This window comes from Streptomyces sp. NBC_00252 (genome assembly GCF_036187565.1).
In the GTDB taxonomy this organism is placed as follows: Bacteria; Actinomycetota; Actinomycetes; order Streptomycetales; family Streptomycetaceae; genus Streptomyces.
Genome location: NZ_CP108087.1, coordinates 6,497,471 through 6,520,229, shown reverse-complemented (window position 1 = coordinate 6,520,229; position 22,759 = coordinate 6,497,471). Strand labels below are relative to the sequence as shown.

The window sequence follows — 22,759 nt, the reverse complement described above, 5'->3', positions numbered from 1 at the left end:
TCGTTGGGGCTGGTCGCGCAGTTCCCCGCGCCCCTTCGGGCCTTGCCCCTTCGGGGCTTAGGCCCGCTCGGAGGCCTAGTCCTCCTCGGGGGCCTAGTTTTCCTCGGGGAGGGAGATCAGCCAGCGGGTTTCCTTGCGGGGGCGCAGGTACAGGGCCCAGTAGAGGGTTGCCGCCGTGACTATGCCGCCTGTCCAGAGGAGGTAGGTCGTTTCCTGTTGGGTCAGGATGTAGGCCAGGACCGCTATCAGGAGGATCGGCATGGCGGGCCAGAGGGGCATGCGCCAGGCGTGGGTGTGGCGGTGGTGGCCTCGGCGGGAGAGGAGGGCCGCTACCGCGACCAGCAGGTACATGCCGGTCACCGAGACGCCTGTCACGCCGTACAGGGTGTCCAGGTTGACGAAGCAGAGGATCGCGCCCGGGATGCCGACGGCGAGGGTGGCCACCCAAGGGGAGCCGAAGCGGCCCAACTTGGAGAAGAGGGTGTTGACCGGCTGGGGCCAGGCCTTGTCGCGGGAGGAGGCGAAGAGGACTCGGGAGTTCTGGATGACCATGACGATGCCGGCGTTGATGATCGCGAGGGCCACGCAGAGGCTGACGAAGGTGCCGACCGCGGAGTTGGACCACGCCGTCACCATGGTGCTGATGTCGCCGCCGGTCAGGGTCGAGAGGTCCGACGCTCCCATCGTGATCGCCACGACCGGGACCAGGATGATCACCGTCGAGATCGCGAGGGTGGCGAGGACCGTGCGGGCCACGTTGCGGCGCGGGTTCTCCAGCTCCTCGGAGAGGTAGACCGCCGTCGAGAAGCCCTGCGTGACGAACAGGGCGATGGCCAGCCCCGAGACCACCAGCATCGCCGTCACCGTGTCCGTGTGACCGTGCGGGCCCGCGACCTGCATCGAGGTGAGGCTGCCGATGCCCCGCTGGCTGTGGGTGAAGCCGAGGAGCGCCACGACTCCGGCCGCTATGACCTCCAGGACCAGGAAGATGCCCGTGATCCACGCGTTGGCGCGCAGGTCCAACAGGCCTGCCAGCGTGGCCAGGAGCATCACTCCGGCGCCGGTCATGGACGGGTTCAGGTGGGCGATCGGGGCCAGGTAGTCCGCCGTGCCCATCGCTATCACCGGCGGGACGATCATCACGACCAGGAGTGAGAGGACGAAGACCAGCCAGCCCGCGAGGCGGCCCGCCAGTGTCGACACCATCGCGTACTCGCCGCCCGCGCTGGGGATGAGGGTGCCCAGCTCCGAGTAGCAGAACGCGACGGCGATGCAGAGGACCGAGCCGATCGCGATCGTGAGGGCGGTCGCGGTGCCGAGCGAGCCGAACAGGTCGGGGACGACCACGAAGAGCGTGGACGCCGGTGTCACGCAGGACAGCGTGAGAAGGGTGCCGCCGACGATGCCGATGGAACGCTTCAGCTGCTGCGGGTTCTTGCTCTGGCTCTGGGGGCTGTCCGACGTCGCCTCGGAAACGGCGGCCCCGGCAGTGGAGAGGGTGTCGGTCACGCGCTGATGGAACATTGACGGAAACCATCACGTCAATGGGTGTTCACCTACGGAATTCGTTGATCCAGAGCGGTTTGAGTGCCCTGTTCGGCACCTGGACGCAGTACCGGTCCCGGTTCGGCTCGGTACGGGAACCGCAGCCGTCGTAGGCGAAAAAAAGGGGCCGTCCGCGATGCGGACGGCCCCTTTCGGGGTTTTTCAGTGGTTGCGCGGGAAGCCGAGGTCCACGCCGGAGGGGCCGTCGGCCGGGTCCGGCCAGCGGGTGGTGACGACCTTGCCGCGGGTGTAGAAGTGCGTGCCGTCGTTGCCGTAGATGTGGTGGTCCCCGAAGAGGGAGTCCTTCCAGCCGCCGAACGAGTGGTAGCCCACCGGGACGGGGATCGGGACGTTGACGCCGACCATGCCGGCCTCGATCTCCAGCTGGAAGCGGCGGGCGGCGCCGCCGTCGCGGGTGAAGATCGCGGTGCCGTTGCCGAACGGGGAGCTGTTGATCAGCGCCACGCCCTCGTCGTACGTGTCGACGCGCAGGACACACAGGACCGGGCCGAAGATCTCGTCCTGGTACGCCTTCGCGGTGGTCGGCACCTTGTCGAGCAGGGAGATGCCGATCCAGTGGCCGTCCTCGAAGCCCTCGACCGTGTAGCCGGTGCCGTCGAGGACGACCTCCGCGCCCTCGGCCGCCGCGCCGGTGACGTAGGACGCCACCTTGTCGCGGTGGACCTTCGTGATGAGCGGGCCCATCTCGGAGGTCGGGTCGTTGCCGGGGCCGATCTTGATCTTCTCGGCGCGCTCGCGGATCTTCGCGACCAGCTCGTCGCCGATCGAACCGACCGCGACGACGGCCGAGATGGCCATGCAGCGCTCGCCCGCCGAGCCGTAGGCCGCGCTCACGGCCGCGTCCGCCGCCGCGTCGAGGTCGGCGTCCGGGAGGACCAGCATGTGGTTCTTGGCGCCGCCCAGGGCCTGGACGCGCTTGTGGTTCGCGGCGGCCGTGGTGTGGATGTAGCGGGCGATCGGGGTCGAGCCGACGAAGGAGACGGCCTTGACGTCCGGGTGCTCCAGGAGGCGGTCCACGGCCACCTTGTCGCCGTTGACGACGTTGAAGACGCCGTCGGGCAGGCCGGCCTCCGCGAGGAGCTCGGCGATCTTCAGGGACGCCGACGGGTCCTTCTCGGACGGCTTGAGGACGAAGGTGTTGCCGGTCGCGATGGCGATCGGGAACATCCACATCGGCACCATGGCCGGGAAGTTGAACGGCGTGATGCCCGCGACGACGCCCAGCGGCTGGCGGATCGAGGAGACGTCGACGCGGCCGGCGACCTCGGTCGACAGCTCGCCCTTCAGCTGCACGGTGATCCCGCACGCCAGGTCGACGATCTCCAGGCCGCGCGCGACCTCGCCCAGCGCGTCGCTGTGCACCTTGCCGTGCTCGGCGGTGATCAGCTCGGCGATCGCGTCGCGGTTGGCGTCGAGCAGCGCGCGGAACTTGAAGAGGATCGTGGTGCGCTTGGCGAGGGACGAGGTGCCCCAGGTCGCGTAGGCGTCCTTGGCGGCGGCGACGGCCGCGTCGACCTCGTCGACGGCCGCGAAGGCGACCTTGGTGGTGACCGCGCCGGTCGCCGGGTCGGTGACCGGCCCGTAGTTGCCCGAGGCGCCTTCGACGGTCTTGCCGCCGATCCAGTGGTTGACGATCTTCGTCATGCCCAGTTGCTCCTTCACAGATGGCGGCGTCGGGTGGAGACGTGCCGTTCGTACAGCTCACGTGCCTTGACCGCGGACGATCGGGTCGCGGTCGCGGCCACAGGTACATCCCACCAGGCCTGCGCGGGAGGCGCGCCCGACACTGTGTCTGCGGTTTCGGTCTCCACGTAGACACATGTGGGAGTGTCGGCGGCCCGCGCCTCGGCGAGCGCTTCGCGCAGGTCGCTGACGGTCTTCGCGCGCAGCACCCGCATGCCGAGACTGGCCGCGTTGGCGGCGAGGTCGACGGGCAGCGGGGCCCCGGTGTAGGACCCGTCCGCAGGCGAACGGTGGCGGTACGCCGTGCCGAACCGCTCGCCGCCCACCGACTCCGACAGGCCGCCTATCGAGGCGTACCCGTGGTTCTGTATCAGCACCACCTTGATCGCGATGCCTTCCTGTACGGCGGTCACGATCTCCGTCGGCATCATCAGATACGTGCCGTCGCCGACCAGCGCCCACACCGGCCGGTCCGGAGCGGCCAGCTTCACGCCGATCGCGGCCGGGATCTCGTAGCCCATGCAGGAGTAGCCGTACTCCAGGTGGTACTGGTCGAACGACCGCGTCCGCCAGAGCTTGTGCAGATCCCCGGGGAGCGATCCGGCCGCGTTGACCAGGATGTCGGTGGCGTCGACGATCTCGTCCAGCGCGCCCAGGACCTGGGGCTGTGTCGGGCGTACGTCGGGCTCCTCCGCCTCGTAGCAGGCGTCGACGCGCTGTTCCCAACGCTCCTTGTCCTCGCGGTACTCGGCGATGTACGAGTCGGTGACCCGGTACGCGCCCTGGCCCAACTCCCCTGCCAGCGCGGCCAGTCCGCTGCGCGCGTCGGCGATCAGCGGCTGTCCGGCGAGCTTGTGGCCGTCGTGGGCACCGATGTTGAGGTTGAGGAAGCGGACGCCGGGGCGTTCGAAGAGGGTGCCGGAGGCGGTGGTGAAGTCGGTGTAGCGGGTGCCGATGCCGATCACCAGGTCGGCCAGGCGGGCGAGTTCGTCGGCGGTGGCGGTGCCGGTGTGGCCGATGCCGCCGACGTCCTGCGGGTGGTCGTGGTTCAGGGAGCCCTTGCCGGCCTGCGTGGAGGCGACCGGGATGCCGGTGGCGGCGGCGAACTCCGCGAGGGCCGCCTCCGCCCGGCTGTGGTGGACTCCGCCGCCCGCGACGATCAGCGGCCTCCTGGCCTCGCGAACCGCCCTTACCGCGGCGGCGAGTTCGGCCGGGTCGGCGGCCGGTCGCCTTACCTGCCAGGTGCGTTCGGCGAAGAACTCGTCCGGCCAGTCGTACGCCTCGGCCTGAACGTCCTGCGGGAGAGCGAGCGTCACGGCTCCGGTCTCGACCGGGTCGGCGAGCACGCGCATGGCGTTCAGGGCGGCGGGGACGAGCGCTTCCGGCCGGGTGATCCGGTCGAAGTACTTCGACACCGGGCGCAGGCAGTCGTTCACCGACACATCGCCCGCGTACGGGACTTCGAGCTGCTGGAGCACCGGGTCGGCGGGGCGGCCGGCGAAGGTGTCACCGGGGAGGAGCAGGACCGGGAGGTGGTTGACGGTCGCGAGGGCGGCGCCGGTGACGAGGTTGGTGGCGCCGGGGCCGATGGACGTCGTGACGGCGTGTGCGGCGAGGCGGTTCGACTGTCGTGCGTAGCCAACTGCCGCGTGGACCATGGACTGTTCGTTGCGGCCCTGGTGGTACGGCATCTCATCGGCGTACTCGATGAGGGCCTGGCCGAGCCCGGCCACGTTGCCGTGGCCGAAGATGCCCCAGGTCGCGCCGATCAGCCGCTGCCGGGTGCCGTCCCGCTCGGTGAACTGGGCGGCCAGGAACCGCACCAGCGCCTGCGCGACCGTGAGCCTCGTCGTCGAGGTCATCGGTAACCCTCCGTGTGCTCGGGGTGGAAGCAGATCCGCCATTCCCCCGCCGGGCCGTGCCGGTCGTCGGGCACGGGCACGGCGTCGCCGGAGCGGACCTCCGCGAGGGCATCTGCTCCGCCCTCACGGGAGGGGAATACGCACTGATGGCCGAAACCGTTCGGGCCGTCGATCCCGAAGCAGTGGATCTCCTCCAACTCGGCCTCCTCGCCCGCGCGTTGTTCGACGTCCGAAGGCGGGGACTCCCCCGCGCGAGCCTGTTCGGGCGTGGGGGCGCGGGCTGGTGCCGTCGCCGCGTCGTTCCACCGGAACCTCCGGCGCGGGGCCGTAGCGAGCGGGGAGTCGTCGCTCGCACTTCGCTCCTGCCAGGGCGAAGCGGCCTCCCGCGCCGGAGGCGATCTTGACCTGGGCGTCTCGGGGGACGTACGCGAAGTCGGTGACTCCGGCGAACACGCTTTCCCTGCCCAGGAGTTGGAACTCTTCGTCCGCAATTCGCACGGTACATCCACCGCCGAGCGGAAGCACGGTCCACTCGCTGTCACCGGTGGTGAAGTGGCGTGTCCCGCCCGGCTCCGGCTCGACGGCCGTCATGACGCGGCCCTCACAGCAGTCCTACGGCGGTGTCGACGGCGGCGGCGACATCGCCGTCCGGCGGGTAGAGCAGCGAGCGGCCGACCACCAGGCCGCGCACGGTGGGGAGTTGGAGGGCGCCGCGCCACTTCTCGTAGGCGCCGTCCTGGTCGTCGCCGACCTCGCCACCGAGAAGGACGGCGGGGAGGGTGGAGGTCTCCATGACCTGGGCCATGTCGTCCGGGTTCTCGGTGACGGGGAGTTTGAGCCAGGTGTAGGCCGAAGTGCCGCCCAGGCCCGAGGAGATGGCGATGGACTTGATGACGGCCTCGGCGGAGAGGTCGTTCCTCAGTCTGCCCTCGTCCGTGCGGCGGCTGATGAACGGCTCGACGAACAGCGGGAGTCGACGCGCGGCCATGTCGTCGATGGCACGCGCGGTGGACTCCAGGGTGGTGAGGGAGCCGGGGTCGTCGTAGTCGATGCGCAGCAGCAGTTTGCCGGCGTCGAAGCGGAGGCGCTCGATGTCCTGGGCGCGGTGGCCGGTGAAGCGGTCGTCGAGTTCGAAGCTCGCGCCCTGGAGGCCGCCGCGGTTCATCGAGCCCATGACGACCTTGCCGTCGAGGGCGCCGAGGAGTAGCAGGTCGTCGAGGATGTCGGCGGTCGCGAGGACACCGTCGACACCGGGCCGGGACAGCGCGAGGCAGAGGCGTTCGAGGAGTTCGGCGCGGTTGGCCATCGCGAACGCGCGGTCGCCGACACCGAGGGCGCCGCGGGCGGGGTGGTCGGCGGCGACGATCATCAGCCGGCCCGCGTCATTGAGCAGCGGGCGGCGGACGCGCCGGGCGGCCGCCTCGGCGATGGCCTCGGGGTGGCGGGTGCGGGTGCGGACGAGTGCGGAGATGTCCACGCGGGGGCCGGTGGAGGGGGTGGTTCCGGTGGAGGCGGAGATACCGGAGGCGGTGGCGGAACCGGTGCCGGTGGAGGGGCGGTTGCCGGTGGCGCTGCCCTCGTGGCCGGAGACGTCGTCCCCCTCGCCCTGCTCGCCGTGCGCGTGCGTCACGCCGTCCCCGCCCTCGTACTGGCCCTCGTGCTCGGCTCCTGTCACCCGACCGGCCCTCACAGGACCGCTCCGGCGGCGACCGCGCCCTCGACCTCGGTGACGGTGGGCATCGCGGAGGAGCACTCCAGGCGGGAGGCGACGATCGCGCCGGCCGCGTTGGCGTGCCGCATGATCTTCTCCAGATCCCAGCCGGAGAGCAGGCCGTGGCAGAGCGAGCCGCCGAAGGCGTCACCGGCGCCGAGTCCGTTGAGGACGGTCACGGGGAGCGGGGGCACCTCGGCGGTCGTGCCGTCGCGGTGCACGGCCAGGACGCCCTTGGGGCCCTGCTTCACCACGGCGAGTTCGACTCCGGCGTCCAGAAGGGCGCGGGCGGCGGCGTGCGGTTCGCGTACGCCGGTGGCGACCTCCACCTCGTCGAGGTTGCCGACGGCGACGGTGGTGTGGCGCAGGGCCTCCTCGTAGAAGGGGCGGGCCGCGCCCGGGTCCTTCCAGAACATCGGGCGCCAGTCGAGGTCGAAGACCGTCGTACCGGACTTCGCGCGGTGGGCGAGGGCCGCGAGCGTGGCCGTACGGCTGGGCTCCTCGCTCAGGCCCGTGCCGGTGACCCAGAAGATGCGGGCCGCGTGGATCGCGTCCAGATCCAGGTCGTGGGCGTCGATCTCCAGGTCCGGGGCCTTGGGCTGCCGGTAGAAGTACAGCGGGAAGTCGTCCGGCGGGAAGATCTCGCAGAACGTGACCGGCGTCGGGTACTCCGCGACGGGCGTGACCCAGCGGTCGTCCACGCCGAAGTCGCGCAGCGCCTCGTGCAGATAGGTGCCGAAGGGGTCGTCGCCGGTGCGCGAGACGAGGGCGACCTCGCGGCCGAGCCGGGCGGCGGCGACCGCGACGTTCGCCGCCGAGCCGCCGAGGAACTTCCCGAAGGTCGTCACCTGGGGCAGCGGTACGCCCGTCTGCAGCGGGTAGAGGTCCACCCCTAGCCGCCCCATGGTGATGAGGTCGTACGCCATCGACTTCCCTTCGCGCCCGCGCGCGGTCTCCTGAGGACCGGACGTGGAGCGGCTTCGTTTCGGCTCTCCACGGTTTGTAGTCCCGTGCCCCGAGCCCTGTCAATGTTTTGTCCAGACATTCGGACGAGACGGGGGTGGGTTGGGGGTAAGGGCTTGCACAGTGACCGCCGTGTCAGGTTGTTCGTCGGTTGCGGGTCCGTTGTGGTTGCTCGCGCAGTTCCCCGCGCCCCTTACGGGGCGCTGTCGAGCCGTAGGACGATAAGTGGATGTCTGCTGGTGTGCACGTTCGTGCCGGGCACGGGGCCGATGGGTCCTGGGAGACCGTGCTCGCTGTGCCCCATGCCCGTCTGCGGCCCGGGGTGATCAGTTATCGGGGGATGCGGCTCGACCTTGTGCGGGCGCGGGCTCGGCTGGAGGCGCCGATCGGGGCGGCGACGCTGTTGCTCGGGTTCGAGGGGTCGGTGCGGATCTCGCGGGCGGGGCGGCCCACGGCGACGCTGGGGTCCGTGTTCTGCGGTCCTACGACGACTGCGGCGCTCGGTGAACACAGCGGGCGGCTAGCGGGAGTTGAGGTGCTGCTGATGCCGTGGGCGGCGTTCACGCTGTTCGGTACGGCTCAGCACGAGCTGGCCGACCGGGTGGTGGACCCCGATGAACTCCCGCACACGCTCGGCTCCCACTGGGCCGGTCTCGGTGAACTGGCTTCCGCGCTGGCCGCGTTGCCGACCTGGGAGGCTCGATTCGGGCTGCTGGACGACGTGTTGACCCACTGGTCGGCCGCCGGTACGCCGAGTTCGGAACGGGTGGTGCGGGCCTGGTCGGAGCTGGTGCGGACCCGGGGCGCGGTGCCGGTGCCCCGGCTCGCGGACGAAGTGGGCTGGAGCGTACGGCAGTTGGAGAACCGCTTCCGGGAACAGATCGGCCTCGGCCCCAAGGCGGCGGCCCGGGTCCTGCGGTTGCAACGGGCCCGGCGCCTCCTCGCGTCCGGCCGCAGCCAGGCCGAGACGGCGGCGGTCTGCGGCTTCTACGACCAGGCGCATCTGAGTGGCGAGTTCAGGGCGATGACGGGGTGTACGCCGGGGCAGTTCATGGGGGCGCGGGTGGGTCCGGCGGTGGCGCGGTCCGGGATGCCGGCCGGGGACCGGATGACGGGCGAGGCGACGAGTCTGCTGATCACCCCGGGCCGCAGTGCGGATTTCTCCAAGACCGGCCGAGCCCGCTGATGCAGGCTGAGCGCCGGGCCGCTTGATCCCGGGCGACGCGCGCCGTCTCCCGACGGGTCACCGGCCGACGGGGGATGCGGGGGAAGCGGGCCGGACCTGACGCAGCGGGTCCGGCCCGCCGGGGGTGGGGTCGCGGGTTCGGGGCGCCCTTGATCGAGGGTGGGGCGGGGACCCGGCCTGCCTTGCCGTCCCGCTCAACACCCCGGCTCACCTCAACACCCCCGGCTCACCTCAGCGCCTCACCACACCCCCGCCCCACAAGTCAACGCGCCGCGCTCGTACGCCCGCGTGCGCCTTTGCGTCACCTGTGTCACAAAAGCACCCCTCGTGTCACACATATCGCGTGTACGCGGGTTTTGCGTCACACCCGGTCGACAGGCGCTGCCCGTCCCTCACTGTGCGTCGTTCACCCGGCACAGGCTTGTGATCGCCAGCGCAGCGCACGGCTCCCCCGACGGCCGCCCCCGGTCGACGCCGCGGCGCGCGCAGGGAGGTGCACTCATGACCGACCGACGGCTCTGGTCGTACAAGGAAATCGCGGCCCACATCCGGGTCCAGCCCGACACCGTGCGCTCGTACCGCAAGCACGGCCTGCTGCCCCCGCCCGACCACGTGGAGAGCGGCAAGCCGTACTGGTACGCGGACACCGTCCGAGCCTGGGTCGCCTCCCGGCCCGGCAACCGGGGACGCAGAGAGGACTGACCCGAGCCGACGGACGGGTCGCCCGACCGGCGGACTGACTGACGGGCTGACGCGGTGCCGGGTGCCCGGCGCCGCTCCGGTCACACCGGCGAACTCCTCGGCGAGGTCGTCCCGCACGACTGGGATCCCGAGCAAGTCACCCCCACGGTTCGATGACCGTCACCCCCGCTCCCGGTGCCGTGTCCATCGTGGTGAGGGCGGTTGGGGTGTCGGCCAGGGTGATGGTGGTGGTGGCGAGGAGGTCGGGGCGCAGTACTCCCGACCGGACCAGCTCCAGCATGGGCGGGTAGGTGTGGGCCGCCATGCCGTGGCTGCCGAGGAGTTCGAGTTCCAGGGCGATCGCTCGGGCCATGGGGACCGGGGTCGTGCCGGACGCGGAGGGCAGCAGGCCGACCTGGAGGTGGCGGCCCCGGCGGCGCAGGCCGTTCATCGAGGCGGCGCAGGTCGCCGGGGAGCCGAGGGCGTCCAGCGACAAGTGGGCGCCGCCGCTGGTCAGTTCGCGCACCGCCTCCGCCGTGTCCGGGGTGCTCGCGCCGTCCACGCACTCCGCCGCCCCGAACTTCCGTGCCAGCGCGAGTGCTTGGGGTGAGATGTCCACCGCGATGACCCGCGCTCCGGCCGCCGCCGCGATCATCACCGCCGACAGGCCCACTCCCCCGCAGCCGTGCACCGCCACCCACTCCCCCGGTGCGACCCGGCCCCGCTGCACCACCGCGCGGAACGCCGTCGCGAACCGGCAGCCCAGCGAGGCCGCCGTCGCGTAGGACATCTCGTCCGGGATCGCGACCAGGTTCACGTCGGCGTGGTCCAGGGCGACGTACTGGGCGAAGGAACCCCAGTGCGTGAAGCCGGGCTGGGTCTGGCGCTCGCACACCTGCTGGTCGCCGGCCGCGCAGGCTGCGCAGGTTCCGCAGGCGCACACGAACGGGACCGTGACGCGGTCGCCGGGGTGCCAGGCGGTCACCCTGTCGCCGACCGCCTCGACCACGCCGGCGAGTTCGTGGCCCGGTACGTGGGGCAACGTGATGTCCGGGTCGTGGCCCTGCCAACCGTGCCAGTCGCTGCGGCAGAGGCCTGTTGCCTCTACCCGGACGGTCACTCCGTGGGGTGCGGGAGCGGGGTCGGGTACGTCTCGTACCTCGGCGGGTTCACCGTATTGCTCGAACACCACCGCTTTCATTTGGGCTCCCATCGCCGTTTTCGTCTGCGGGTACATCGTGGCTGGTCGCGCTCCGCGACGGAGCCGCAGAGCGATGCGGTCCCGCGCCCCCAGGTGGGTTCTCTCCCCCCTCGCTGACACCGAACCGGTCGTGGAACCTTCGCAGCGGGGCCGGTGCCCACCACGTCGCCGTCCCGGTCAGCTTCATCACCGCCGGGACCAGCAGGCTGCGGACGATCATCGCGTCCATCAGGACCGCCAGCGCGATGCCCAGGCCCAGCATCTTGGTGTTGGTCACCCGGGAGGTGCCGATGGCGACCATCACCACCGCCAGGATCACCGCCGCCGCCGTGATCAGGCCGCCCGTGCGCTGGAGGCCGTGGCGGACCGCCTCGTGGTGGTCGCCCGTGCGGTCGTACTCCTCCTTGATGCGGGAGAGCAGGAACACGCCGTAGTCCATGGAGAGGCCGAAGGCCACGCAGAACATCAGGACCGGGAGGGTGGTCTCTATGGAACCGGGGCTGGTGAAGCCGAGGAGGCCGGAGAGGTGGCCGTCCTGAAAGACCCAGACCACCGCGCCGAACATCGCCGTGAGGCTCAGCGCGTTCAGCAGGACCGCCTGGATCGGGATCAGGACGCTGCCGGTCAGGAGGAAGACCAGGAGCAGGGTGACGATGACGATGAGGGCCGCGGCCCAGGGCAGCCGGGTGGCTATCGCGTGCTTGGAGTCGACCAGGACGGCCGCCGTGCCGGTCACCTTGGTGGTGAACGGGGCGTCCGCCGACCGCAGTTCACCGACCAGGCGCTGCGCCGCGGTGTCGACCGCCTCGCCCTTGGGCAGCACCGTGAAGTAGGCCGAGTCGCCCTTCACCAGGGGGCCGTCCACCCCGGCGACCTCGGGGAGCCGGGTGATCTCCGCCTTGTACGCCGTGTACTGCGCCGGTGTCGCCGACCCTTCGGCGAGCACTTCGAGGCCGCCGCCGGGGTTGCCCGGGAAGCCGTCCCGGATGTGCTGCTGCACGACATGGGACTCGGCGCCCGCGGGGAGTTGGCGGTCGTCCGCGGTGCCGAACTTGACGCCCAGGAAGGGCAGTCCGAGCAGGACGAGCACCGCGGCGGTGGCCAGGGCGAAGAAGGGGGCCCTGCGCATCACGAGGTTCGCCAGGCGGGCCCAGGCCGTGTCCTCCCCGGATGCCGGTGCCTGTGTCTGTGCCTGTGTCTGTGCCTGTGCCTGTGCCGGTCGGCCTCGGCGGAACAGGCGCCGTAGATCGAGGGAGTTGACGCGGTGGCCGAGCAGCAGGAGGGCCGCCGGGAGGAGGATCAGGGCGGCAGCCGCGGCCAGGAGCACCACGGCGATGCCCGCGTAGGCGAAGGAGCGCAGGAAGTACATCGGGAAGACCAGCATCGCGGCCAGGGAGACCGCGACCGTGAGGGCGGAGAACAGCACGGTGCGGCCGGCCGTGCGCAGGGTGGTGGCGATCGCCGTCAACGGCTCGGCGCCGGTGGAGAGTTCCTCGCGGAAGCGGCGGACGATGAACAGGGCATAGTCGATGGCCAGTCCGAGGCCGAGGGCCGTCGTGAGGTTCATCGCGAAGACCGAGACGTCGGTGAACTCCGTGAGTCCGCGCAGTACCGCGTTCGTCCCCAGGATCGCGACGATGCCGATGCCGAGCGGGAGCAGGGCCGCGATCGCCGAGCCGAAGACCATCACCAGCAGGAGCAGGGTCACTGGCAGGGCGATCATCTCGGCGCGGGCGAGGTCCTCCTTGATGATCGTCTGCATCTCGTGGCGCACGGCGACGATGCCGCCGACCTTCACGTGCACCGGGCCGTGCGTGCCGCGCAGGGCGGGGGCGATGCGGTCCAGGGTGTCGTTCGTCGCCTTCTCGTCGCCCGTGAGGTGGGCGGCGATCAGCGCTTCGTGACCGTCCTTCGCGCGCAGGCCGGGAGACTTGGTCCGCCAGTACGAACCGACGCCTATGACGCCCTTCTCGCTCGCCAGCCGCGCGGTGAGGCGGTCGGCCTCGGCCGCGACCGCCGGATCGTCCACCGAGGCGCTGCCCGAGTCGATGAGCAGCAGGAGATTGGGCTGCGAGGCCGGGAACTCGCGCTCCAGGGCCTTGGTCGCGTACGTCGACTGGGCCGTCGGGTCCTCCCAGCCGCCGCTGCCCAGCCGGTCGGCGACTCCGCTGCCGGCGACCACGGCGAGTGCGGTGAGCACGAGGGCGACGAACAGCGACAACCGGGGGCGCGCGGTCACGAAACGCGTCCATCCGCCGAGGCGCGGTGGGCTGTTGACTTCGGTCATCGTGCGGTGCTCCCCTTCACCTTGACCCGGCCTCCGCGCAGACAGGTGGCATGGGTCGGTTCTGTCATAGACTGGCAAACACGAGAGACCGCTCGCGTTTGCCGGACCATCAGAATGCGAGCGACCACTCGCGTTTGTCAACGCCGTTCGGAGAGCTGGGGATAACTCGTGTCCGTGGACCAGGAGAAGGCCGGCCCCCGCCGCCAGGCCCGCGGCGAGCGCCGCATCGCCCAGCTGCTGGAGGCCGCCGCGTCCGTCTTCTGCACGACGGGCTACACCGCGTCCAGCACCAACGCCATCGCGCGCGAGGCCGGCGTCTCACCGGGCACGCTGTACCAGTTCTTCCCGAACAAGGAAGCGATCGCCATCGAGCTGGGCGACCGGCTGCTGCACGAGATGCGCGACATGTACGGCGAGGCGCTCACCCCCGTCGACCCGGCGACCCCGCTGGAGGAAGCGGTCGGCGCGGTGGTCGACCGTTTCACCGCCTTCAACTGCCGGCACCCGGTGTTCTTCGCCCTGATGCACGGCCCCGACATCCCCGGCCGGCTCGCCGAGGAGCACGATGCGCTGCACGCGAACCTGCTCGCCGGGATAGAGGCGGTGATCGCGGTGTTCCTGCCCGCCGCCCCCGCAGCCGACGTCACCCGCACCGCCCGCATGTGCCTGGGCCTCTACAAGGCCGGCCTCGAACTCGTCCTCTCCCACGAGGGCGCCGAACGCGAGGCCTACGTCCGGGAGTTGAAGAACGTCCTGATCCGCTACCTGGCCCCGATGGTCGCGGAGGCGCGGAGCACGGCCTGAGGCGCGGAGCACGGCCTGAGGCGCGGAGCGCGGCCCGAGGCGCGGAGCGCGGCCCGAGGCGCGGGGTGCGGCCCGAGGCGCGGGGTGCGGCCGGAGGCGCGGGGTGCGGCCGGAGGTACGCAGCACGGCCGGGCGCGAGCCCCGCTCCCCTCGCTTGCCCGTCGCCCGTAGTCCGTCGTCCGTCGCCCGTCGCCCGTCGCCCGTCGCCCGCCCAGCCGAGTACGTCCGGGCCGGTCACGCGGACCGGCAGGGGTGCCGTCACGGCGACGGCCGTGGTCAGGACGGGTCTCCCGGACTGCGGTATGAGGCGTACCTACCATAAAGTGCCGGTAAATCTGCCCTGTAGGAGTACGAGGGGATTTGCCGTGACCTACTCTCCGCCGCCCGGCGCGCCCCGGGCCCGCATCCCCGGGCCGCAGCAGCCGCCGCCGACGTACCCCCAGATCCGCACCGGCCTGTGGAAGCACTGTCTGGGCGGCGGACTGGGACTGTGGGTGCTGACCGCGCTGGTCACGTACGCGACGAAGAACACCACCCTCCTGCCGACGCTGATCCTGCTCGGCAGCTTCCTGGTGCCGGTGACCTTCGTCCTGTGGGCGTACGAGCGGCACGGGCGCGACCTCGGCGTGAGCGTGATCCTGGGCTGCTTCCTGACCGGCGGCACGCTCGGGGTGCTGGGCGCCTCGGTCATGGAGTACTACCTGTTGCACCCCTCCTTGTGGATGTTCGTCGGCGTCGGCCTCATCGAGGAGGCCGTGAAGCTCGGGGCGCTGATGTTCGTGCTGCGCCGGCAGTCGCGGCTGCACGGGATGCGCGCGGGCCTGATCCTCGGCGCGACGGTCGGCTTCGGTTTCGCGGCCCTGGAGAGCGCCGGGTACGCCTTCAACGCGGCCGTCTCCACGAAGGGCATCGATCTGCGCGCACTCCTGGAGACCGAGATTTTGCGCGGCGTCCTCGCCCCCTTCGGGCACGGCCTGTGGACGGCGATCGCGGGTGGCGTCCTGCTCACCTACCGGCAGCTGAACGGCCGCTTCCGTTTCACCGGCCCGGTCGTCGGAACGTATCTCGGCGTCTCCTTGCTGCACGCCCTGTGGGACTCGACGCACGGCATCGCCATCTGGCTGGTGGCCCGGCTCTCGCGGACCGGCCTGGACAAGCAGCTGTTCGCCCAGGGGTACATCCCCCGGCCGACCGATCAGCAGGAGCATCTCTTCACGGCGTTCTCGGTGGGCGGGATGGTCCTCGTGGCCCTGCTCGGCATCGCCTGGGTGCGGTCGCTGGCCCGCCGCGATCCCTCTTGGAGAAATACCCCCTAGGGGTATAGTCTGGGGACAGAGTGAGCCACCGTGGGCCACTCCGACCCCACACGCCTCTACGAGGAGAACGACATGACCGCCCAGACCGACACCCAGGGTTCCGTCACCACCGTCTACAAGGTGAGCGGGATGAGCTGCGGGCACTGCGAGGGCTCCGTCTCCGGCGAGATCTCCGGACTGCCCGGTGTCAGCTCGGTGACGGCCGTCGCGTCGACCGGCGAGGTCACCGTCGTCTCCGCCGCCCCGCTCGATGACGAGACCGTCCGCGCGGCGGTCGACGAGGCGGGCTTCGAACTCGTCGGCCAGGCCTGACCGGTATCGGCGTCAGCCCGAGCAGCACCCGTACGACACTTCTGTTCTCCGACCGGGCCGTGCCGACCAGCTGATACTGGCTCCGTGCGGTCCGGTCCGATGTCTGGAGTCCGGACATGACCAGCACCACCGCGACCAGCACCACAGAGACACCCATAGCGGCGGCACCCGAAGTCGCCGCCGCCGAGGTCGAGTTGCTCATCGGCGGGATGACCTGCGCCTCCTGCGCGGCCCGCGTCGAGAAGAAGCTCAACCGCATGGACGGCGTCAGCGCCACGGTCAACTACGCGACCGAGAAGGCGAAGGTCAGCTATCCGGCGGGCATCCAGGTCGCCGACCTCATCGCGACCGTGGTCAAGACCGGGTACACCGCCGAGGAACCCGCCCCGCCGGAGCCCGAGCCGGAGACCCCCAAGGACGACGACCCCGAACTCGCCTCCCTGCGCGAGCGGTTGACCGTCTCCGCCCTCCTCGCCCTGCCCGTCGTGCTGCTCTCGATGGTCCCGGCCCTGCAGTTCGACAACTGGCAGTGGCTCGCGCTCACCCTCGCCGCGCCCGTCGTCGTCTGGGGCGGACTCCCGTTCCACAGGGCCGCGTTCACCAACGCCCGGCACGGCGCCGCGACCATGGACACCCTCGTCTCGGTCGGCACGCTGGCCGCGTTCGGCTGGTCGCTGTGGGCGCTGTTCTTCGGCGACGCGGGCATGGCCGGCATGCACGACGAGTTCCGCCTCACCGTCGCGCGCACGGACGGCGCCTCGACGATCTACCTCGAAGTGGCCGCCGGAGTCGTCGCGTTGATCCTCCTGGGCCGCTATCTGGAGGCCCGCTCCAAGAGGCGCGCCGGTGCGGCCCTGCGCGCGCTCATGCAACTGGGCGCCAAGGACGTCGCCGTGCTGCGAAACGGCCGTGAAGTACGGCTCCCGGTGGCCGAGTTGGCCGTCGGAGACCGTTTCGTCGTACGGCCCGGGGAGAAGATCGCGACCGACGGCACCGTCGTCGAGGGAGTCTCGGCGGTCGACGCGTCGATGCTGACCGGCGAGTCGGTACCGGTCGACGTGGCACCGGGTGACACCGTCACCGGCGCGACCGTGAACGCGGGCGGGCGACTGGTCGTAGCGGCGAGCCGGGTCGGTGCGGACACCCAACTCGCGCGGATGGCGCGGCTGGTGGAGGACGCGCAGAACGGCAAGGCCGAGGTGCAGCGGCTCGCGGACCGGATCTCCGGGATCTTCGTGCCGGTGGTGCTGCTGATCGCGGTCGCCACCTTCGGGGCGTGGCTCGCCGTCACCGGCGACACGGCCGCCGCGTTCACCGCGGCCGTCGCCGTGCTGATCATCGCCTGCCCGTGCGCGCTGGGCCTCGCCACCCCGACCGCCCTCATGGTCGGCACCGGCCGCGGCGCCCAGCTCGGCATCCTGATCAAGGGCCCCGAGGTCCTGGAGTCCACCCGGCGCGTCGACACGGTCGTACTCGACAAGACCGGCACGATCACCACCGGCCGCATGACCCTCCAGCAGGTCTACGTCGCCGAGGGCACCGACGAGCGGCAGCTGCTGCGCCTCGCGGGCGCTCTGGAGCACGCCTCCGAGCACCCCGTCGCACGGGCCGTCGCCGCGGGCGCCGAGGAGCGGGTCGGACCGCTGCCGTCGGCCGAGCACTTCGAGAACGTGCCGGGCCGCGGCGTCCGCGGCCGCGTGGAGGGCCGTGAGGTGGCCGTGGGGCGCCTCTACGACGATCTCCCGGAGGAGTTGACCCGCGCCCGCTCCGAGGCCGAGAGCGGCGGACGTACGGCCGTGGTGGTCGGCTGGGACGGAATCCCGCGCGGAGTCGTCGCGGTCGCCGACGCCGTCAAGGAGACCAGCGCCGAGGCCGTACGCGAGCTGCGCGCCCTCGGGCTCACCCCGGTGCTCCTGACCGGCGACAACCGCGCGGTGGCCGCGTCCGTGGCCGCCGCCGTCGGGATCGCCCCCGGGGACGTCATCGCCGAGGTGCTGCCCGAGGACAAGGTCGCCGTCGTACGACGGCTGCAGGGCGAGGGGCGGAGCGTCGCCATGGTCGGCGACGGCGTGAACGACGCCGCCGCGCTCGCCACCGCCGATCTCGGGCTCGCGATGGGCACCGGGACGGACGCGGCGATCGAGGCGAGCGATCTGACGCTGGTGCGCGGGGACCTCCGGGTGGCCGCGGACGCGATCCGGCTCTCCCGGAAGACCCTCGGCACCATCAAGGGCAATCTCGTGTGGGCTTTCGGATACAACGTGGCGGCGCTCCCGCTGGCCGCCGCGGGCATGCTGAACCCCATGATCGCCGGGGCCGCGATGGCCTTCTCGTCGGTGTTCGTGGTCACCAACAGCCTGCGACTTAGGACATTTCGCTGAAGTCCCGCAAAGTTACCGGGAGTTACGGGAAGCTGAAGTAAGAGTCCCTCTAGAGACCGACGACGGCCTCACATAAGCTCTTCACAAGGCTCGCGCATCATCCTTACGCTGGGGTCCCGACCACGACATCGGGGCTCTTGCGTACCTAACGGACATATGCAAGAGACGCAGATCACAGTGATGTGAACGTAACCATCGAAGGGGTTCGAAGGTCTAAGTTGACGATGTCAGTAAGCGTCTTGGGGGGCGCGAACTGGCATCTGAGGATGTCTTGGGGGACTTCCTCAGAGATGCGTTGCCGGGACACGTACACCGGGGAGCTTTGAGCGGCCCTCTCGACGTGCGATGTCCCGGCAGATCGCACACATCACTGGCACCACCCAGTAGTACGAGCAGTTTTGCTCGTTCTGCTCAACGAAGCCCAAGATCCATCGGGCTTCGGCACGACAGCGATTCAGGCGCTGGTTTCTCAAAGGCGCCCGGCCGGATCCCGTGGGGGGAATCCGCACCGGGACATGGGAAGGCGCCCTGTACGCCGGCCCGTGGGGGGACCGTCGGCAGGGCGCCTTCTTCCCGTTCTCTTTTTTTGAGGCTCGGTTCGCCTCCGGGGCGCCAAAGTCGGTGTCGGGAGCGCGATCGTGCTCGACCCTTCGGGCCTCCGCGCGTTCGCGCTCCCGACACCGACGCGCCCCTTCGGCTCACTCGCCGCGTAGGGCGAGGGAGTTGAAGAGGCGCGGGCTTTTCGTGGTCCGGAGTTGTTGCTGTGCTGCAGTGCCTCGCTCTCTTAGGGACGCCGGGCACTGCTGCTTTTAGGGGCGCGGGGAACTGCGCGACCAGCCCCCACCGGGCCCGCGGTGAACGAACTGCGCGGACCCAGCGGAGCGATCAGCGGCCCTCGACCGGGACGAAGTCCCGCTCGACGACGCCGGTGTAGATCTGGCGGGGGCGCCCGATACGCGAACCGGGCTCCTTGATCATCTCGTGCCACTGGGCGATCCAGCCCGGGAGGCGGCCCAGGGCGAACAGGACCGTGAACATCTCGGTCGGGAAGCCCATGGCCCGGTAGATCAGGCCGGTGTAGAAGTCGACGTTCGGGTACAGGTTGCGCGAGACGAAGTAGTCGTCCGACAGCGCGTGCTCCTCGAGCTTCAGCGCGATGTCCAGCAGCTCGTCGGACTTGCCGAGGGCCGAGAGGACGTCGTGCGCCGCCGCCTTGATGATCTTCGCGCGCGGGTCGAAGGACTTGTACACCCGGTGGCCGAAGCCCATCAGGCGGACGCCGTCCTCCTTGTTCTTCACCTTGCGGATGAAGGAGTCGACGTCGCCGCCGTTGGCCTGGATGCCTTCCAGCATCTCCAGGACGGACTGGTTGGCGCCGCCGTGCAGCGGGCCCCACAGCGCGTTGATGCCGGCCGAGATCGACGCGAACATGTTGGCCTGCGAGGAACCGACCAGGCGGACCGTGGACGTGGAGCAGTTCTGCTCGTGGTCCGCGTGCAGGATCAGCAGCTTGTCGAGCGCGGAGACGACGACCGGGTCGAGGTCGTACTCCTGCGCCGGGACCGAGAAGGTCATGCGCAGGAAGTTCTCGACGTAGCCGAGGTCGTTGCGCGGGTAGACGAACGGGTGGCCGATCGACTTCTTGTACGCGTACGCCGCGATCGTCGGGAGCTTGGCGAGCAGACGGATCGTGGAGAGGTTGCGCTGGTTCTCGTCGAACGGGTTGTGGCTGTCCTGGTAGAAGGTGGACAGCGCCGAGACGACCGACGACAGCATCGCCATCGGGTGGGCGTCGCGCGGGAAGCCCTTGTAGAAGTTCTTGACGTCCTCGTGCAGCAGGGTGTGCTGCGTGATGTCGTTCTTGAACACGGTGAGCTCGTCGACGGTCGGCAGCTCGCCGTTGATGAGCAGGTAGGCGACCTCCACGAACGTGGAGCGCTCGGCCAGCTGCTCGATCGGGTAGCCGCGGTACCGGAGGATGCCCTGCTCACCGTCGAGGTAGGTGATGGCGGATTTATAGGCGGCGGTGTTCCCGTAACCGCTGTCCAGCGTCACCAGACCGGTCTGGGCGCGGAGCTTCCCGATGTCGAAGCCCTTGTCGCCGACGGTGCTGTCGATCACCGGGTAGGTGTACTCGCCGTCGCCGTACCGCAGTACTACAGAGTTGTCGCTCACGTCATCCCTCACCGACGTTGTGCCTCTTCTTCGAGGTTGCCCTGACTGTCTCTACCATCCCCCATTTGGCGCAGGAGAGTGCACTCGGGGTCGACCATTGGGCCTATTGGCGGCACTCAGTGCCGCCAACCTGCTCATCCTGCCCCCTCCACCCCGGCATCTGGAAGTGCTGTGTGACCTTCCTGACTCATTTGATCGATCATTTTTCGTGATGAGTCGGCGCCACGGCCGGTCACGGGCCCGAGAGTCTGAAGTCCAGGGCCGTGCAGCGCCTGCCCGCCGACACCGTGCGCACCGCCTGCCCGATCGCCTTGCGCGATCCGACCAGCACGACCAGCCGCTTCGCCCGGGTCACGGCCGTATACAGCAGGTTCCGCTGCAGCATGGTCCACGCGCTCGTGGTGACCGGGATCACCACGGCCGGATATTCACTGCCCTGGGAGCGGTGGATCGTCACCGCGTACGCGTGCGACAGCTCGTCCAGTTCATCGAATTCGTACGGCACTTCCTCGTCCTCGTCCGTCAGCACCGTGAGGCGCTGGTCCACCGGGTCGAGTGAGGTGACGACGCCCACCGTGCCGTTGAAGACGCCGTTCTCGCCCTTCTCGTAGTTGTTGCGGATCTGGGTGACCTTGTCGCCGACGCGGAAGACCCGGCCGCCGAACCGCTTCTCGGGGATGTCGGGGCGGCCGGGGGTGATCGCCTGCTGGAGCAGCCCGTTCAGGTTGCCCGCGCCCGCCGGGCCCCGGTGCATGGGTGCGAGCACCTGCACGTCCCGGCGCGGGTCGAGCCCGAACTTGGCCGGAATCCGCCGCGCCGCCACGTCCACGGTGAGCCGGCCGGCCTCCTCCGTGTCGTCCTCGACGAAGAGGAAGAAGTCCTTCATGCCGTCGGTGACGGGGTGTTGGCCGGAGTTGATCCGGTGCGCGTTGGTGACGACGCCGGACTGCTGGGCCTGGCGGAACACGCGCGTGAGGCGTACGGCGGGGATCGGACCCCCGTCGGCGAGCAGATCGCGCAGCACCTCGCCGGCGCCGACGCTGGGGAGCTGGTCCACATCGCCGACGAAGAGGATGTGGGCCCCCGGAGGTACGGCTTTCACCAGCTTGTTGGCGAGGAGGAGGTCGAGCATGGAGGCCTCGTCGACCACCACCAGGTCGGCGTCCAGGGGGCGGTCCTTGTCGTACGCCGCGTCGCCGCCGGGCTTGAGTTCCAGCAGGCGGTGGACGGTCGAGGCCTCGGCGCCGGTGAGTTCGGCGAGGCGTTTCGCCGCGCGGCCGGTGGGGGCGGCGAGGACGACCTTGGCCTTCTTGGCGCGGGCCAGCTCGACGATCGAGCGCACAGTGAAGGATTTGCCGCAGCCGGGGCCGCCGGTGAGGACGGCGACCTTCTTGGTGAGGGCGAGCTTGACGGCGGCCTCCTGCTCGGCCGCGAGCTCCACGCCAGTACGTCGTTTGAGCCATCCCAATGCTTTGTCCCAGGCCACGTCGTGGAAGCCGGGCATGCGGTCCGCGTCGGTGTGGAGGAGGCGGCGGAGCTGGGCGGCGAGGGAGAGTTCGGCGCGGTGGAAGGGGACGAGATAGACGGCGGTGACGGGGTCGGGGCTGCCGTCGGGACCGGGAACCTTCTCCCGTACGACCCCGGGGTCGCCCGACTCCTCGTCCGGGAGGGCGAGTTCGGCGAGGCACTCGATGACGAGGCCGGTGTCGACCTGGAGGAGCTTGACCGCGTCGGCGATCAACCGCTCCTCGGGGAGGTAGCAGTTGCCCTGGTCGGTGGCCTGCGAAAGGGCGTACTGGAGGCCTGCCTTGACGCGCTCCGGGCTGTCGTGCGGGATGCCGACGGACTGGGCGATCTTGTCGGCGGTGAGGAAACCGATGCCCCAGACGTCGGAGGCGAGGCGGTACGGCTGGTTCTTGACCACGGAGATCGACGCGTCGCCGTACTTCTTGTAGATGCGGACCGCGATCGACGTCGACACCTCGACGGTCTGCAGGAACAGCATCACCTCCTTGATCGCCTTCTGCTCCTCCCACGCCTCGGCGATCTTCTTCGTCCGCTTGGGTCCGAGCCCGGGAACCTCGATGAGGCGTTTCGGCTCGTCCTCGATGATCTGCAGGGTGTCCAGGCCGAAGTGCTGGGTGATCCGGTCGGCGAAGACCGGGCCGATGCCCTTGACGAGGCCGGAGCCGAGGTAACGCCGGATGCCCTGGATGGTGGCCGGGAGGAGTGTCGTGTAGTTCTCCACGGTGAACTGCTTGCCGTACTGGGGGTGCGAGCCCCAACGGCCCTCCATCCGGAGGGACTCACCGGCCTGAGCGCCGAGGAGCGCCCCTACGACGGTGAGCAGATCGCCGCCGCCCCGCCCGGTGTCGACCCGGGCGACCGTGTAGCCGGTCTCGTCATTGGCGTACGTGATCCGCTCCAGGACACCTTCAAGGACGGCGAGGTGTCGCTCGCCGGTGGTCCCCGGTTTTGCCGCCTGGTTGGACATGGGTCGACGGTAGCGGGTGGGTGTGACAGGGGGGTGGGGTCAGGGGTGGGGGTGGGGTTTCAGGGCGTGGGTGAAGGTGGGGAGGCCTCGGTGGGCAGCGTGAGGGTCGCGTGGGTCGAGTCTGCGCTCGTGTGGTG

15 protein-coding genes and 1 pseudogene are annotated in these 22,759 nt (G+C 70.2%); 6 read left to right on the top strand and 10 right to left on the bottom strand.

What is annotated here, in order from left to right; genetic code table 11:
• Window positions 1-93: 93 nt before the first annotated feature.
• The 6 genes and pseudogenes from OHT77_RS28885 to iolC form a co-directional block, all read right to left on the bottom strand.
• Entirely contained in the window at window positions 94-1,509 is a 1,416-nt protein-coding gene (locus tag OHT77_RS28885; RefSeq protein ID WP_328831342.1) for an APC family permease, read from the bottom strand.
• 198 nt (window positions 1,510-1,707) lie between these two features.
• Complete coding sequence (gene mmsA, locus OHT77_RS28880; RefSeq protein WP_328831340.1) at window positions 1,708-3,210, bottom strand: CoA-acylating methylmalonate-semialdehyde dehydrogenase; 1,503 nt, start codon at window positions 3,208-3,210, stop codon at window positions 1,708-1,710.
• Window positions 3,211-3,224: 14 nt separating this feature from the next.
• Window positions 3,225-5,111 carry a 3D-(3,5/4)-trihydroxycyclohexane-1,2-dione acylhydrolase (decyclizing) gene (gene iolD, locus OHT77_RS28875; RefSeq protein ID WP_328831339.1) on the bottom strand — a complete coding sequence of 629 codons (1,887 nt, stop codon included), beginning with the start codon at window positions 5,109-5,111 and terminating at the stop codon, window positions 3,225-3,227.
• Window positions 5,108-5,702, bottom strand: a pseudogene (locus tag OHT77_RS28870) (5-deoxy-glucuronate isomerase); the annotation flags it as partial. The pseudogene OHT77_RS28870 and the gene iolD, both read right to left, overlap by 4 nt.
• Before the next feature lie 10 nt (window positions 5,703-5,712).
• A complete protein-coding gene (locus OHT77_RS28865; RefSeq protein WP_443048220.1) occupies window positions 5,713-6,588 on the bottom strand; it encodes a Cgl0159 family (beta/alpha)8-fold protein in 876 nt (291 codons plus the stop codon).
• Between the two features lie 209 nt (window positions 6,589-6,797).
• A complete protein-coding gene (gene iolC / locus OHT77_RS28860; RefSeq protein ID WP_328831338.1) occupies window positions 6,798-7,748 on the bottom strand; it encodes a 5-dehydro-2-deoxygluconokinase in 951 nt (316 codons plus the stop codon).
• 377 nt (window positions 7,749-8,125) lie between these two features.
• Here iolC and OHT77_RS28855 point away from each other — a divergent pair, with 377 nt between their 5' ends.
• Both OHT77_RS28855 and OHT77_RS28850 read left to right on the top strand, forming a co-directional pair.
• Window positions 8,126-8,971 (top strand): AraC family transcriptional regulator, encoded by an 846-nt coding sequence (locus OHT77_RS28855; RefSeq protein ID WP_328834369.1) that lies wholly within the window; start codon window positions 8,126-8,128, stop codon window positions 8,969-8,971.
• A 501-nt stretch (window positions 8,972-9,472) separates the two neighbouring features.
• The gene (locus OHT77_RS28850) at window positions 9,473-9,673 is read left to right on the top strand and encodes a helix-turn-helix transcriptional regulator (RefSeq protein WP_054212427.1); all 201 of its coding nucleotides are present in this window, start codon (window positions 9,473-9,475) and stop codon (window positions 9,671-9,673) included.
• Between the two features lie 136 nt (window positions 9,674-9,809).
• Here OHT77_RS28850 and OHT77_RS28845 read toward each other — a convergent pair whose 3' ends face one another.
• Both OHT77_RS28845 and OHT77_RS28840 read right to left on the bottom strand, forming a co-directional pair.
• Entirely contained in the window at window positions 9,810-10,853 is a 1,044-nt protein-coding gene (locus OHT77_RS28845; protein WP_328831337.1) for a zinc-dependent alcohol dehydrogenase family protein, read from the bottom strand.
• Window positions 10,822-13,140, bottom strand: a complete 2,319-nt coding sequence (locus tag OHT77_RS28840; RefSeq protein ID WP_328831336.1) for an MMPL family transporter — start codon at window positions 13,138-13,140, stop codon at window positions 10,822-10,824. The genes OHT77_RS28845 and OHT77_RS28840 overlap by 32 nt, the downstream gene beginning before the upstream one ends.
• 168 nt (window positions 13,141-13,308) lie before the next feature.
• Between OHT77_RS28840 and OHT77_RS28835 the strand changes: the two genes are divergently transcribed.
• From OHT77_RS28835 to OHT77_RS28820, 4 genes are all read left to right on the top strand, one after another.
• Window positions 13,309-13,944 (top strand): TetR/AcrR family transcriptional regulator, encoded by a 636-nt coding sequence (locus OHT77_RS28835; RefSeq protein ID WP_328831334.1) that lies wholly within the window; start codon window positions 13,309-13,311, stop codon window positions 13,942-13,944.
• Window positions 13,945-14,309: 365 nt separating this feature from the next.
• Window positions 14,310-15,260 (top strand): PrsW family intramembrane metalloprotease, encoded by a 951-nt coding sequence (locus OHT77_RS28830; RefSeq protein WP_328831333.1) that lies wholly within the window; start codon window positions 14,310-14,312, stop codon window positions 15,258-15,260.
• A 72-nt stretch (window positions 15,261-15,332) separates the two neighbouring features.
• Complete coding sequence (locus tag OHT77_RS28825) at window positions 15,333-15,572, top strand: heavy-metal-associated domain-containing protein (RefSeq protein ID WP_266768849.1); 240 nt, start codon at window positions 15,333-15,335, stop codon at window positions 15,570-15,572.
• 116 nt (window positions 15,573-15,688) lie between these two features.
• On the top strand, window positions 15,689-17,953 hold the full coding sequence (locus OHT77_RS28820) for a heavy metal translocating P-type ATPase (RefSeq protein WP_328831332.1): 2,265 nt from the start codon (window positions 15,689-15,691) through the stop codon (window positions 17,951-17,953).
• An 885-nt stretch (window positions 17,954-18,838) separates the two neighbouring features.
• Here the strand turns inward: OHT77_RS28820 and OHT77_RS28815 are convergent.
• On the bottom strand, window positions 18,839-20,128 hold the full coding sequence (locus OHT77_RS28815) for a citrate synthase (RefSeq protein WP_328831331.1): 1,290 nt from the start codon (window positions 20,126-20,128) through the stop codon (window positions 18,839-18,841).
• 232 nt (window positions 20,129-20,360) lie between these two features.
• The gene (gene recD2 / locus OHT77_RS28810; RefSeq protein WP_328831330.1) at window positions 20,361-22,622 is read right to left on the bottom strand and encodes an SF1B family DNA helicase RecD2; all 2,262 of its coding nucleotides are present in this window, start codon (window positions 22,620-22,622) and stop codon (window positions 20,361-20,363) included.
• Window positions 22,623-22,759: the final 137 nt, after the last annotated feature.

Bases quoted from the DNA above. Each gene is read 5' to 3' on its own strand.
- mmsA (WP_328831340.1), bottom strand. From the start codon at position 3,210: ATGACGAAGATCGTCAACCACTGGATCGGCGGCAAGACCGTCGAAGGC.
- iolD (WP_328831339.1), bottom strand. From the start codon at position 5,111: ATGACCTCGACGACGAGGCTCACGGTCGCGCAGGCGCTGGTGCGGTTC.
- iolC (WP_328831338.1), bottom strand. From the start codon at position 7,748: ATGGCGTACGACCTCATCACCATGGGGCGGCTAGGGGTGGACCTCTAC.
- OHT77_RS28855 (WP_328834369.1), top strand. From the start codon at position 8,126: ATGCGGCTCGACCTTGTGCGGGCGCGGGCTCGGCTGGAGGCGCCGATC.
- OHT77_RS28850 (WP_054212427.1), top strand. From the start codon at position 9,473: ATGACCGACCGACGGCTCTGGTCGTACAAGGAAATCGCGGCCCACATC.
- OHT77_RS28845 (WP_328831337.1), bottom strand. From the start codon at position 10,853: ATGAAAGCGGTGGTGTTCGAGCAATACGGTGAACCCGCCGAGGTACGA.
- OHT77_RS28840 (WP_328831336.1), bottom strand. From the start codon at position 13,140: ATGACCGAAGTCAACAGCCCACCGCGCCTCGGCGGATGGACGCGTTTC.
- OHT77_RS28825 (WP_266768849.1), top strand. From the start codon at position 15,333: ATGACCGCCCAGACCGACACCCAGGGTTCCGTCACCACCGTCTACAAG.
- OHT77_RS28820 (WP_328831332.1), top strand. From the start codon at position 15,689: ATGACCAGCACCACCGCGACCAGCACCACAGAGACACCCATAGCGGCG.
- recD2 (WP_328831330.1), bottom strand. From the start codon at position 22,622: ATGTCCAACCAGGCGGCAAAACCGGGGACCACCGGCGAGCGACACCTC.